The sequence below is a fragment of the Promicromonospora sp. NPDC060204 genome, assembly GCF_042728455.1.
Classification (GTDB): domain Bacteria; phylum Actinomycetota; class Actinomycetes; order Actinomycetales; family Cellulomonadaceae; genus Promicromonospora.
Genome location: NZ_JBHWZO010000191.1, coordinates 1 through 12,151 on the forward strand (window position 1 = coordinate 1; position 12,151 = coordinate 12,151).

The following is a 12,151-nucleotide window of genomic DNA, read 5'->3' on the forward strand; positions in this document are numbered from 1 at the left end:
TCCCGTGCCCGTGCGCGAGCGCGGGACGCCGCCGGACGACCTGCCCCACACACGAGAAAGGACCAGTCATGAGCGCGACGGAGCGCTTGACACGACCCGCGGCGTCGAGCATGCCGCTGCCCGGCGGGGAGCCGCAGCAGTACCGGCGGCGACGCACACGACAGATCGGCTGGGCGTTCGTGGCGCCCTTCGGCATCCTGTTCGCCCTGGTGTTCATCGTGCCGATCACCTACGCCGCGTACCTCAGCCTCTTCCAGGACCGGATGGTGGGCGGATCGTCGTTCGTCGGCCTGGCCAACTACACCAAGCTGTTCGGCGACGCCCAGTTCTGGGACGGCGTCTCCCGCGTCGTCTGGTTCACGCTGATCCAGGTGCCGATCATGCTCGTGCTGGCCCTGGTGCTGGCGCTCGCGATGGACTCGATGCGGCTGCGCGGCATGCGGTTCATGCGGGTGGCCATCTTCCTGCCCTACGCCGTGCCGGCCATCGTCTCCACCCTGATGTGGGGCTTCATGCTCGGCGTCCGCTACGGGCTCTTCGGGAGCATCAACGGCTGGCTCGGCACCGACATCGACCCGTTCCGGCCGAGCACGACGCTGATCTCGATCGGGATCATGGTCACCTGGGCCTTCACCGGGTACAACATGCTGATCTTCGACAGCGTCCTGAAGGCCGTGCCGCAGGAGCTGTACGAGGCGGCGGCGATCGACGGCGCGGGGGAGTTCCGGAAGATCCGGGCGATCAAGCTGCCCGCGTTGCGCGGTTCGCTCGTGATCACCGTCATCTTCTCGATCATCGGGACGTTCCAGATCTTCAACGAGCCCCAGATCCTCCCGTCGATGGTGGCCAACAGCGGGATCACCACCTACTACACGCCCAACCTGTACGCGTTCAACCTCGCGTTCACGGGCTCGCAGCAGGGCTACGCGGCCGCTCTCGCCCTCGTCATGGCCGCCTTCACCATCGCCATCGCGTACGCGGTCCAGATCCGGGGCATGCGCCATGCCCTCGACCAGTAGCAGCCGGAGACCCCTCATGACGACCACCACTGCCGGTGTTCCGCGCCGCGGGCGCCTGCACACCCTCGCCAACCCCCGCAAGAGCAGCACGCTGACCTTCCTGACGGGGCTGTTCACCCTCTACTGCCTGGTGCCGCTGATCTGGCTCACGATCAACTCCACCAAGTCCCAGGCCGACTTCGTCTCCAGCTTCGGCTTCTCGTTCGGCCGGCACTTCGCGCTGTTCGACAACATCGTCGAGGTCTTCACCTACGACGGCGGCATCTTCACGCGCTGGCTGCTCAACACCGTGCTGTACGTGGTCGTCGGGGCGGTCGTCTCCACGTTCCTCGCCGCGCTCGGCGGATACGCCCTCGCCAAGCTGGAGTTCACCGGCAAGCGGGTCTTCCTGTTCGTGGTGCTCGGCGCCATCTCGGTCCCGGGCATCGCCCTGGCCATCCCGCAGTTCCTGCTGTTCGCCCAGCTCGGCCTGACGAACACGCCGTGGGCGGTGCTGATCCCGTCGTTCCTCAACCCGTTCGGGCTGTACCTCATGTGGGTGTTCGCCGCGGAGGCCGTCCCCACGGGGCTGCTGGAGGCCGCGAAGATCGACGGCGCGGGGGAGTTCCGCACCTTCTGGCAGATCGCGCTCCCCATGCTCGTCCCGGCGACCGTGACCGTGCTGCTGTTCTCGTTCGTGTCGATCTGGAACAACTACTTCCTGCCGCTGATCATGCTCAAGGACCCCGACTGGTACCCGCTGACCGTCGGCATCAACCAGTGGAACAAGCTGGCCTCCACCGCCGGGAACGGCGAGCTGCTGCAGAACCTCGTCGTCACGTCGTCGCTGCTCACGATCATCCCGCTGATCATCGCGTTCATCTCGCTGCAGCGCTTCTGGCAGTCCGGCCTCAGCCTCGGCGCCGTCAAGGGCTGACGCCGTCGGGCCCCCACGTAAAGCGAAATACAGAAGGAGAACCTTGGACACCCACACGACCCCCGGCCTGACGATCGACGGCGAGGCGACCACCGCCGTCCCGCTGCGGCACATCTGGAACGAGTGCGTCGGCGCCGGACGGGCCAACGAGGCGCTGCGCGCCGACTGGCAGGCCCACTTCCGCGAGGCGGTCACGCGGCTGGGGGCGCGGTTCGTGCGCTTCCACGGGCTGTTCCACGACGACATGTTCGTCTACCGCGCCAACGACGGCGGCGGCTTCGGGCCGCCCGTCCCGCTCGACACCCCCGTGCACACCTTCAGCTACGTCGACAAGGTGTTCGACTTCATCCTGGAGACCGGCGCGCGCCCGTTCGTCGAGCTCGGCTTCATGCCGCGCGAGCTGGCCACCGAGACCGAGACGCTGTTCTGGTGGAAGGCGCACTGCAGCCCGCCCAAGGACATGGCGCGGTGGGTCGAGCTGGTCACCGCGACCGTGACGCACTGGATCGAGCGGTACGGCCTCGACGAGGTCCGGCAGTGGCGGTTCGAGGTGTGGAACGAACCCAACCTCGTGCCCCACTTCTGGACCGGGACGCGGACCCAGTACTTCGAGCTCTACGAGGCCACGGCCCTGGCGATCAAGCAGATCGACCAGGAGCTCAAGGTCGGCGGGCCGTCCACGAGCGTCTTCGTGCCCGACGACCGCTACCGGGGCGAGTGGGAGGACCGGTCCGTCGAGCACGCGACGGCCGAGGCGGAGGACGTCGACGCCCTCGACTGGCGGCCCGTCTGGATCGAGGAGCTCATCGACTGGTGCGCCGCGCGCGACGTCCCCATCGACTTCCTGTCCACCCACCTGTACCCGACGGACGTGGCCTTCGGGGCCAACGGGGAGATGCGCCACATCCGCCGCCACGTGGACGCGACGTACGACGACCTGGTCGCCCTCCGCAAGCTCATCGCCGGGAGCCCGTTCCCCGACGCCGAGCTGCACATCACCGAGTGGTCGAGCTCGCCGTCCAGCCGCGACGCGATCCACGACACCCTGTTCGCCGCCACCTACATCACGCGCGCCTACCTGCGGTGCGCGGCGCTCGCGGACTCGGTCTCGTACTGGACGTTCACCGACGTGTTCGAGGAGGGCGGCGCGGGCATCGGTCCCTTCCACGGCGGGTTCGGGGCGGTCAACGAGCAGGGCCTGCACAAGCCGACGTTCCACGCGTTCGAGATGCTGTCCCGGCTCGGCGACACGGTCCTCGCCGCCCTGCCGTACGGGACGATCACGCAGGACTCGGCGACGCGCGAGATCTCCGCCGTGTTCTTCAACTACCCCGACGACATGGGCCGCCGGGGGGTCGGGTCCGAGCTCACCTACGCGGCCACCCGCGTCCTGGCGGAGCGGGGTCCCGTCCGGCGGGTCCGGCACACCGTCGAGGGGCTCACGCCGGGTGCCGTGTTCACGGTCGAGTCGATCGACTGGGACCACGGCAACGTGGCCGAGGCGTGGCACCGGATGGGGGAGCCGCTCAACCTCACCCGCGAGCAGACGGCGGAGCTCCGGGACACCGCCGACGCGCTGCGGAGCACGACCGTCACGGTGTCCGGGGACGGCGTGCTCGACCTCGACCTCGAACTGCCGGCGTGGTCGGTGCTGTCGGTCGCCCCGGCGCGCGGCTAGGGCGGTGCGGGCGGGCCGGCGGTTCGAAAACTTTCGGAGCGTCGACCCCGTCCCGCCCTGCGGCAGGCCCGGATTTCCGGGAAAAGAGGGCCGGATTCCCTGCTCGCCCGGAGCCGGTGCGCGGGCAGGGCATCTTGTACTTTTCGGAGACAGGCGATAAAACGGTCGGAACGAGGAGGCAGCCTTGACGAAGAAGACCGGGCCGGCACGTCCCAACCTCTCGGCCGTGGCCGCGCACGCGGGGGTGTCCACCGCCACGGCCTCGAAGGTCGTGAACGGGCGACCGGACGTCGCCGAGGACACCCGGGAACGGGTCGAGACGGCGATCACCGCGCTCGGGTACCGGGGGCCGTCCCGGACCACCACGGCGCACACCGTCGAGCTCATGGTCGACACCCTGGACACCACCTATGCGTCGCAGATCCTGCGCGGCGTGGTGCTCGCGGCCGAGGAGCTGGGGCTGGAGGTCGTCGTCGGGCGGGTGCGCCGCAGGTCCGCGAACGGGGTGCCGGAGTCGAGCGCCGCCTGGGCCCAGCGGCTCGCCGCCGCCGAGCGGGTGGGTGCGATCGTGCTGACCTCCGGGCTCGGTCCGGACGTCTACGCGAGCCTCGCCCGGGCCCGCGTCCCGCTCGTGGTGATCGACCCGCTCGACGTCACCGAGGAGGGTGTGGTCTCCGTGGGGTCCACGAACTGGCTCGGCGGGCGGAGCGCGGCGGAGCACCTGGTCCGGCTCGGGCACCGGCACATCGCGGTGGTGGCCGGACCGGCGGAGTCCCTCAGCGCCGTCGCGCGGCTGGACGGCTTTCTCACGTACTGCCGGCAGCAGGGCGTGGAGATCGAGCCCGACCTGGTCCGTCCGATCCGCTTCGACCACGACCAGGCCGTGCAGGTCGCGGAGCGGTGGTTCCAGCGCCCGGACCCGCCCACCGCGGTCTTCGCGGGCAGCGACGCGCAGGCGATGGGGGTGCTGGAGGCGGCCCGGCGCGCCCGCCTGCGGGTCCCGGAGGACGTCAGCCTCGTGGCCTACGACGACACACCGCTCGCGTCGTGGGCCAACCCGCCGCTGACCGCCGTCCGGCAGCCGCTGGAGGAGATCGGCCGCCGGGCCCTGCACACCGTGCAGCAGCTGCACGAGGGCAGGCCCGTCGACTCCCACCACATCGAGATCGCCACCACGTTCGTCGTCCGGGACTCGACCGCCGCGCCCCGGGCCGAGCTGCTCCGGGACCCGCGGGGCTGAACCACCCGCGGGGCCGGGCCGCTGCCGGCCGTGCCCGGCACACCTGCACCACCCGCCGGGCGATCCGCCCGGCGGCCGAACCACGATGCCGCGCGGCATCGCAGATCGACGGAGATCACACATGCGCACAGCCGAGAACTGGCCCATCGCAGCCAACATGTTGTCCTTCGGGTCGACGACGGCGGACGGCACCTCCAACGTCGACGCCCCGGCCGAGTCCTGGCGGGCCCAGCTGCAGCAGGTCGCCGACCTGGGCTTCGCGCACGTCGACCCGACCGACGCGTGGCTGTCGATCGGCGAGCTGAGCGACGCGCGGTTCGCCGAGCTGCTCACCGTCCTGAAGGAGACGGGCCTGTCGGTCCCGTCCGTGTCCACCACCCGCCGCAGCGTCATCGACGCCGCGCGGGGCGAGGACTACCTGCGCTTCGGCCACACGATCATCGACCGGGCACCGGAGCTCGGGGCCGAGGTGGTGAGCTTCGGCTTCATGCAGGCGCTCAAGCCCGCCCAGGAGAAGGCCCTGTGGTTCTGGCTCGCCGAGGGGCACCACGACGACCTCGACGACAAGGACGCCTACGACCTCGCCGTGCGCCGCATCCGCGAGCTCGCGGACCACGCACGCGACCTCGGGGTCCAGGTGAGCCTGGAGATGTACGAGGACACGTACATCGGCACCCCGGACCTCGCGGTGCGGTTCGTGCACGACGTCGACCGGGACAACGTGGGCCTCAACCCCGATCTCGGCAACCTGGTGCGCCTGCACCGGCCGATCGAGGACATCCCGACGATGTTCGAGAAGGTGCTGCCGCTGACCAACTTCTGGCACATCAAGAACTACACGCGCGACGAGGACCCGGCGACGGGCTCGTACGCGACGCACCCGACGCCGCTCGTCCAGGGCGTCGTCAACTACCGCGCCGTGCTCCGCCGGGCCCTGGAGCTGGGGTTCGAGGGGGTCTTCGTGTGCGAGCACTACGGGTCGGACAGCCTCGGCGTCGCCGCCATCAACCGCGAGTACATCCGTGACGTGCTCCGGGGCGCCGGACGGTGACCCTCGTCAGCAGCAACCAGGTCCCCGAGCAAAGGTGCAGGTGAGATGACCTACGTCCACAACAGACCGGAAGACTTCGTCCCCGAGGCCCTCCGCGGACTCGTCAAGGCCCACCCCGGCCGGCTCCGCCAGGTCCCCGGCGGGATCGCCCGCGCCGAGGGCACCCGCCCCGGCAAGGTCGCCGTCGTCGTCGGCGGGGGATCGGGCCACTACCCGGCCTTCGCCGGGCTGGTCGGCGACGGCCTGGCCGACGCCGCCGTGTGCGGCGACATCTTCACGTCACCGTCCACCCGCCAGGTGCTCGACGTGTGCCGCGCCGCCGACGCCGGCGCCGGCGTGTTCGTCACCTTTGGGAACTACGCGGGCGACGTACTCAACTTCGGTGCGGCGGCCAGTCGCCTGCGGGCCCAGGGCACCGACGTCACCATCCTCCTGGTGACCGACGACGTCGCGTCCGCCCCCGCGGACCGTGCCCACGAGCGGCGGGGCGTGGCCGGCGACCTCGTCGTCTTCAAGCTCGCCGGGGCCGCGGCCGAGGAAGGTGCCGACCTGACGGAGGTGAACCGCCTCGCCGCGCGCGGCAACGAGCGCACGCAGTCCTTCGGGGTGGCGTTCGACGGCTGCACGCTACCGGGCCACGACCACCCGCTGTTCAGCCTGGAGCCGGGGACGGCCGGCTGGGGGCTCGGCATCCACGGCGAGCCCGGCGTCGGGGAGGAGGCGCGGCCGACGGCGGCGGCGCTCGCCGCCGAGCTCGTCGACCGGGTGCTCGCCGAACGACCCGCCGACGCGGACGGCCGGGCCGCGGTGCTGCTCAACGGCCTCGGCGAGGTCAAGTACGAGGAGCTGTTCGTCCTGTGGGACAGCGTGCACGACCTGCTCGTGGAGCGTGGCGTCACGATCGTCGCACCGCTGGTGGGCGAGTACGTGACCAGCCTGGACATGGCCGGGTGCTCGCTGACCGTCACCTGGCTCGACGACGAGCTCGAACGCCTCTGGCTCGCCCCCGCGGACACCCCCGGCTTCCACCACGGCGGCTGGCGCCCCGCGCAGGCCCCGGTGCCGGTGGCGCTCACCACCGAACCGGAGACCGAGCTGGTGCGCGCCACCTCGCCGGAGGGGATCGCCGCTGCGGGCACGGTGGCGGGCATCCTGCGCCGGGCCCAGGGCGCGCTCCACGACGCCGAGCGGATGCTCGGCGACCTCGACGCGGTGGCGGCGGACGGCGACCACGGCCGGGGCATGTGCCGGGGGATCGACGCCGCCGTCGTCGCGGCCGACGCCGCCCTCGCGGCAGGTGGCGACGCGCCGTCCGTGCTGCGCCGCGCGGCCGACGCGTGGGCGGACAAGGGCGCCGGGACGTCGGGGGCGCTGTGGGGTGTGGGCCTGCTCGCGCTGGCCGACGAGCTCCCGGCGGACGCCCCCGTCACCCTCGGCCACCTCGTGGCGGGGATCACCGCCGCCCGGGACCAGGTGCAGGAGGTCGGCGGCGCGCGCGTCGGCGACAAGACGATGGTGGACGCGCTGCACCCGGCCGTCGAGGCGCTCACCGCGGCAGTCGGCGCGGGCGCCGGCCCCGCCGACACCTGGCGCGCCACGGTCGAGGCCGCCCGCGAGGGCGCCGCGTCGACCGAGAACATCGCGGCCCGAAGGGGCCGCGCGCGGGTGCTCGGGGACAAGAGCCTGGGCGTCCCGGACCCGGGGGCGACCTCCCTCGCCCTCCTGCTGGGCGCGGCGGGTGCCGAGGTCGGCATCCCCACACCCACGACCTCGAAGGTGGAATCCTGATGGTGGACGGCCTGCGACTGGTGATCGGCTGCGACGACGCCGGGTACGAGTACAAGGAGATCCTGAAGCGGGACCTGGAGGCGGACGAACGGGTCACCTCGGTGGTCGACGTCGGCGTCGCCAGCGACGAGCACACGGCCTACCCCTACGTCGGCGCCGCTGCGGCCCGACTGGTCGGTGCCGGCGAGGCGGACCGGGCGCTGCTCGTCTGCGGTACGGGCCTCGGTGTGGCGATCGCGGCCAACAAGGTGCCCGGTGTGCGCGCGGTGACGGCGCACGACTCCTTCTCGGTCGAGCGCGCGGTGCTCTCGAACGACGCCCAGGTGCTCTGCTTCGGCCAGCGCGTCGTGGGCATCGAGCTGGCCCGCCGGCTGACGCGCGAGTGGCTCGGCTACCGGTTCGACCCGGAGTCGCCGTCCGCCCCCAAGGTCATGGCCATCGGGGAGATCGAGGACGGGGCCGCGGGGAGGGACCCGGCGCCGAACCCGGCGTCCTGCGGCTGACTGCTTTCGGTAAACGTTTCAGATCGGGAAAGGACATCATGATCACGAGCATCAGCTCGGTCGCCGTCGTCGGGGCCGGGTACATGGGTGGGGGCATCGCGCAGTCGTTCGCGCTCGCGGGCCTGCCCGTCGTCATCGCGGACGTCTCGGCCGAGGCGACGCAGACCGCGTACGCCCGGCTGCTCGCGGAGGCCCGCGAGTTCGAGGACGTGGGCCTCTACGACGCCGGTGCCACCGAGACGATCCGCGCCAACCTGACCGCCGCGGCGTCGATCGAGGAGGCCGTCGCGGACGCCGACTTCGTCGAGGAGGCGGTGTTCGAGTCGGTCGAGGTCAAGCACGACGTGCTCGGCCGGATCTCGGGGGCCGCGCGTCCGGACGCCATCATCGGCAGCAACACGTCGACCATCCCCGCGCGCGTGCTGGTCGAGGCGGTGACGAACCCCGAGCGGTTCCTCACCGTGCACTTCTCCAACCCGGCCCCGTTCATCCCCGGCGTCGAGCTCGTCCTGAGCGAGCGCACCGACCCGGAGGTCGTGCCGGTGGTGCGCGAGCTGCTGGCCCGGGCCGACCGCCAGGGTGCTCTCGTGGCCGACGTGCCGGGGTTCGTCCTGAACCGCCTGCAGTACGTGCTGCTCAAGGAGGCCATGTCGATCGCCGAGGAGGGCATCGCGTCGCCCGAGGACATCGACACGGTCGTGCGGACCACGTTCGGCTTCCGCCTCGGGTTCTTCGGGCCGTTCGCCATCGCCGACCAGGCCGGGCTCGACGTCTATGCCGGCGGGTTCCGCACGTTCGAGGAGAACTTCGGCGAGCGCCTCGCGACGCCCGACCTCATCAAGGACGCGGTGGCGGGCGACCGCAAGGGCGTGAAGAACGGCAGGGGGCTCACGCGGGACTACACGCCGGAGCAGGTCAAGGCGCTGGTCGCGTACCGGAACAAGGCCTACGGGGAGATGGGCAGGCTGCTGCGGTCCCTCGGCCCCGCGCCGGCCTGACGAAGCCGTCCGCGCACGGGCCGGATGCCTGGACCGCCCAGGTAGCCGGCCCGTGCGAGGGCCTTGCGGCTGCTAGGCATGTAGACTGACTGGTAACTCTACTGCTCGCCCAGCTTCGTCAAGGAAGTACAACCATGCTTTCTCCCGAGAGTCCGCGGCTCAGCCACCTGGCCGAGACCCTGACGGACCTCGTCGTCGAGCGGCTCCTCCTGGCGGACGGCGTCGCGGTGTCGAAGTTCCTGACCGGCTCGTCCGTCGACGACCCCGCGCGCGAGGAGCGGGTCCTCGACGACGTCCGGAACAGGGCCGGCGCCGTCGGGCTGAACCAGGACGCCGCCGTGGCGTTCTTTCGTGACCAGTTCGACGCGAGCAAGGTGGTGCAGGCGGGGCTCTTCGCCCGCTGGGCCGCCGATCCGGACGTCGCGCCCACGTCGCGCCCCGACCTCGACGGGATCCGTGACCGGATCGATCGCCTGACCGGGCGCCTGCTCCGGGCGCTCGGAACTGCCGAATGCCCGCTTCGCACCTCAGTCGTCCGCTCGGAAGGACTCGCGGAGACGGTCGCGGACCGGCTGGACGCGCTCCACCGGCACGCGTTCCACGTCGCGACACGCTCCGTCCGCCGCCGGGCCACGCCTCCGTCCCGGCCCTCGGCCACGACCGACGCACCGGTGTGGAGTTCCCGTGATGTGGTTCCTCAGGTGGGGGACTCCGCGGTCCGGTCCCAGCTGCGTGGTGTCAGGTCGGGCCGACGGCTCTCGTAGTCGCTCGACAGCAGCGGCGACGAGATGATCATGTCGGCGGTCGCGACGTTGCAGGCCATCGGGACGTTCCACACGGCGCCGATCCGTAGGAGCGCCTTGACGTCGGGATCGTGCGGCTGTGCCTCGAGCGGGTCCCAGAAGAAGATCAGCATGTCGAGGCTGCCCTCGGCGATCCGGGCACCGATCTGCTGGTCGCCGCCGACCGGGCCGGACAGGAAGCGGTGCACAGGTAGGCCGAGCTCGTACTCGAGCATGGTCCCGGTGGTGCCGGTCGCGTAGAGCTGGTGCTCGGCGAGGGTGTCGCGGTTGTACTCCGCCCAGCGCAGCAGCTCGACCTTCATGTTGTCGTGGGCGACCAGGGCGATGTGGCGTTGCTTGCGATCGGGGTTCATGGGACCACCACCTCCGTCCTTGCAGTATCGCGGCAACCGCCCGTGGCGTCAGCGGCTTGCCTTGGCTCTTGGCTCACCGATGGATGACGTGTAATCTGATGACGTGTCATCTACTGAGGAGCCGGCCATGTCCACGAACGACCCCGTCGCACGTGTCTCGGTGATCAGCACGGGTTCCGTGTCGATCCGGCCGGAGCACGTCGGCCCCACGCGGAAGAACACCTATGTGTGGCTCTTCACCTCGACCCGGTGGACCGCGCCCCGGCCGATCAACGTCTACGTGATCGAGCACCGTGCCGGCCTCGTGCTCTTCGACACCGGGCAGGACCGGGCCTCCGTGACCGACCCCCACTATTTCCCCCGGGGCCTCACCGGGCTGATCTACTCCAGACTTGCGACGTTCGACATCGGCCCCGCCGACACTCTCGAAGCAGGCCTGTCGCGACTCGGGCACCGCCCCGAGGACGTGGACAAGGCGGTGATCTCACACCTGCACCAGGACCACATCGGCGGACTACCCGTCCTGGGCGGAGCCGAGATCCTCGTCGGCGACCAGGAGTGGGACAGCCTGAACGAGCCGCTGCCCGAGGCGCGAGGCCTGCTGCGCTCCCACATCGACCTGCCCGGGCTGCGCTGGAACCGGGTCACCCCGGAACCGCTGACCGACCCCACGCTCGCGCCGTTCACCCACGGACACGACCTGTTCGACGACGGCAGCCTGGTGCTGCTGCCCACCCCCGGCCACACACCGGGCTCGCAGTCCCTCCTGGTCCGACGCCCGGGCCACGCGCCGCTGCTGCTCGTGGGCGACCTCACCTACGACGCCCGGCTGCTCGCCGCGGGCAAGCTCCCGGGTATCGGCGACAAGGGCCGGCTCCGCGACACGGTGGCCAAGGTCAACGCACTGCGTGAGGCCCAGCCCGGCCTGGTGGTCCTGGCAGCGCACGACCCACGCGCGGCAGACCTCCTGGCCGGGGCGCTCGCAGGGACGGCGACCCGCTCATGAGGCCGGCCGAGGAGCTGCGATACCTGATCCTGGCCGTCCAGCGTGAGGGCAACCGGATGCTGGCCGCGAACCTGCGTCCGCTGGGCGTCACCCCGTCGCAGGCCGAGGTGCTGCGGGTTCTCGCCGACCGCCAGCCCCTGACCTTGGCGGGGCTGGGCGAGCTGCTCGTCTGCGAGACGGGCGGCAGCCCGAGCCGGCTGGTGGATCGCCTGGTCACCATGGGTCTGGTCGACCGTGGTGCGGGCGAGGACGATCGCCGCCGGGTCGCCCTCGCCCTGACCGACGACGGCCGGCGGCTCGCGGTGCGGATCGCCGAGGTCGAGGAACGGCTGTACGGGACGATCGACGACCTCACCCAGGGGATGCCGGTGCCAGAGACCCTCACCCTGCTGCGCGCCTTCGCCGGAGCGTTTCCTTCGGGCCAGGCAGTCGTCCGCCGCGGTGGCGAGCCGGGGAGCACACCATGAGCGCCACCGGCAGCGCGAGCCTGCTCGTCGACGCGCCACGCCCGACGGTGCACGCCGTCCTGCTCGACGCGCTCGCGCTGCCCGCGTGGAACCCTGCGTTTCTGAGGATGACCGGCCCGTCCGAGGCCGGCGTGTCCGAGTCCGACCCGTTCGAGTCCGACCCGTCCGAGGGCGGGCTCGCGGCCCCGTATCGGATCACCGTCCGTCCCGGGCTGTCGGGGGTCTTCACCTACGAGACCGTCGAACCGGGTCACGTCCGGATGGTGTGGCAGGTGCCGGGCTTCGCCGAGACGGCCGACTGGTGGCTCCACACCGAGGGCGAGCGGACC

General features: G+C 71.3%; 13 protein-coding genes. 12 read left to right on the forward strand and 1 reads right to left on the reverse strand.

Annotated elements, in window-relative coordinates; genetic code table 11:
• The first annotated feature begins 68 nt into the window (after positions 1–68).
• The 9 genes from ACFWEJ_RS20865 to aroQ all read left to right on the forward strand — a co-directional run bounded on the left by ACFWEJ_RS20865 (position 69) and on the right by aroQ (position 9,957).
• Positions 69–1,019, forward strand: a complete 951-nt coding sequence (locus ACFWEJ_RS20865) for a carbohydrate ABC transporter permease (protein ID WP_377231103.1) — start codon at positions 69–71, stop codon at positions 1,017–1,019.
• A 16-nt stretch (positions 1,020–1,035) separates the two neighbouring features.
• Entirely contained in the window at positions 1,036–1,935 is a 900-nt protein-coding gene (locus ACFWEJ_RS20870) for a carbohydrate ABC transporter permease (RefSeq protein WP_377231104.1), read from the forward strand.
• Between the two features lie 43 nt (positions 1,936–1,978).
• The gene (locus ACFWEJ_RS20875) at positions 1,979–3,613 is read left to right on the forward strand and encodes a beta-xylosidase (RefSeq protein ID WP_377231105.1); all 1,635 of its coding nucleotides are present in this window, start codon (positions 1,979–1,981) and stop codon (positions 3,611–3,613) included.
• Positions 3,614–3,797: 184 nt separating this feature from the next.
• Positions 3,798–4,853, forward strand: a complete 1,056-nt coding sequence (locus ACFWEJ_RS20880) for a LacI family DNA-binding transcriptional regulator (RefSeq protein ID WP_377231106.1) — start codon at positions 3,798–3,800, stop codon at positions 4,851–4,853.
• A 121-nt stretch (positions 4,854–4,974) separates the two neighbouring features.
• The gene (locus ACFWEJ_RS20885) at positions 4,975–5,904 is read left to right on the forward strand and encodes a sugar phosphate isomerase/epimerase family protein (protein WP_377231107.1); all 930 of its coding nucleotides are present in this window, start codon (positions 4,975–4,977) and stop codon (positions 5,902–5,904) included.
• A 45-nt stretch (positions 5,905–5,949) separates the two neighbouring features.
• A complete protein-coding gene (locus tag ACFWEJ_RS20890) occupies positions 5,950–7,692 on the forward strand; it encodes a dihydroxyacetone kinase family protein (RefSeq protein ID WP_377231108.1) in 1,743 nt (580 codons plus the stop codon).
• Positions 7,692–8,195 (forward strand): ribose-5-phosphate isomerase, encoded by a 504-nt coding sequence (locus ACFWEJ_RS20895; RefSeq protein ID WP_377231109.1) that lies wholly within the window; start codon positions 7,692–7,694, stop codon positions 8,193–8,195. The genes ACFWEJ_RS20890 and ACFWEJ_RS20895 overlap by 1 nt, the downstream gene beginning before the upstream one ends.
• Positions 8,196–8,233: 38 nt before the next feature.
• The gene (locus tag ACFWEJ_RS20900) at positions 8,234–9,193 is read left to right on the forward strand and encodes a 3-hydroxyacyl-CoA dehydrogenase family protein (protein ID WP_377231110.1); all 960 of its coding nucleotides are present in this window, start codon (positions 8,234–8,236) and stop codon (positions 9,191–9,193) included.
• Between the two features lie 134 nt (positions 9,194–9,327).
• The gene (aroQ, locus tag ACFWEJ_RS20905) at positions 9,328–9,957 is read left to right on the forward strand and encodes a gamma subclass chorismate mutase AroQ (RefSeq protein WP_377231111.1); all 630 of its coding nucleotides are present in this window, start codon (positions 9,328–9,330) and stop codon (positions 9,955–9,957) included.
• Here aroQ and ACFWEJ_RS20910 read toward each other — a convergent pair.
• Complete coding sequence (locus ACFWEJ_RS20910; protein WP_377231112.1) at positions 9,891–10,349, reverse strand: methylglyoxal synthase; 459 nt, start codon at positions 10,347–10,349, stop codon at positions 9,891–9,893. The genes aroQ and ACFWEJ_RS20910 overlap by 67 nt on opposite strands.
• Positions 10,350–10,476: 127 nt before the next feature.
• Here ACFWEJ_RS20910 and ACFWEJ_RS20915 point away from each other — a divergent pair, with 127 nt between their 5' ends.
• From ACFWEJ_RS20915 to ACFWEJ_RS20925, 3 genes are all read left to right on the forward strand, one after another.
• Positions 10,477–11,355, forward strand: a complete 879-nt coding sequence (locus ACFWEJ_RS20915; protein WP_377231113.1) for an N-acyl homoserine lactonase family protein — start codon at positions 10,477–10,479, stop codon at positions 11,353–11,355.
• Positions 11,352–11,822, forward strand: coding sequence for a MarR family winged helix-turn-helix transcriptional regulator (locus ACFWEJ_RS20920; protein WP_377231114.1), 471 nt, complete (start codon positions 11,352–11,354; stop codon positions 11,820–11,822). The genes ACFWEJ_RS20915 and ACFWEJ_RS20920 overlap by 4 nt, the downstream gene beginning before the upstream one ends.
• A partial coding sequence (locus ACFWEJ_RS20925) for a hypothetical protein (RefSeq protein WP_377231115.1) occupies positions 11,819–12,151 on the forward strand: 333 nt, incomplete at its 3' end. The genes ACFWEJ_RS20920 and ACFWEJ_RS20925, both read left to right, overlap by 4 nt.

Coding starts and splice junctions, on each gene's coding strand:
- ACFWEJ_RS20870 (WP_377231104.1), top strand. CDS start 1,036: ATGACGACCACCACTGCCGGTGTTCCGCGCCGCGGGCGCCTGCACACC.
- ACFWEJ_RS20895 (WP_377231109.1), top strand. CDS start 7,692: ATGGTGGACGGCCTGCGACTGGTGATCGGCTGCGACGACGCCGGGTAC.
- ACFWEJ_RS20920 (WP_377231114.1), top strand. CDS start 11,352: ATGAGGCCGGCCGAGGAGCTGCGATACCTGATCCTGGCCGTCCAGCGT.
- ACFWEJ_RS20915 (WP_377231113.1), top strand. CDS start 10,477: ATGTCCACGAACGACCCCGTCGCACGTGTCTCGGTGATCAGCACGGGT.
- ACFWEJ_RS20910 (WP_377231112.1), bottom strand. CDS start 10,349: ATGAACCCCGATCGCAAGCAACGCCACATCGCCCTGGTCGCCCACGAC.
- ACFWEJ_RS20900 (WP_377231110.1), top strand. CDS start 8,234: ATGATCACGAGCATCAGCTCGGTCGCCGTCGTCGGGGCCGGGTACATG.
- ACFWEJ_RS20865 (WP_377231103.1), top strand. CDS start 69: ATGAGCGCGACGGAGCGCTTGACACGACCCGCGGCGTCGAGCATGCCG.
- aroQ (WP_377231111.1), top strand. CDS start 9,328: ATGCTTTCTCCCGAGAGTCCGCGGCTCAGCCACCTGGCCGAGACCCTG.
- ACFWEJ_RS20890 (WP_377231108.1), top strand. CDS start 5,950: ATGACCTACGTCCACAACAGACCGGAAGACTTCGTCCCCGAGGCCCTC.
- ACFWEJ_RS20885 (WP_377231107.1), top strand. CDS start 4,975: ATGCGCACAGCCGAGAACTGGCCCATCGCAGCCAACATGTTGTCCTTC.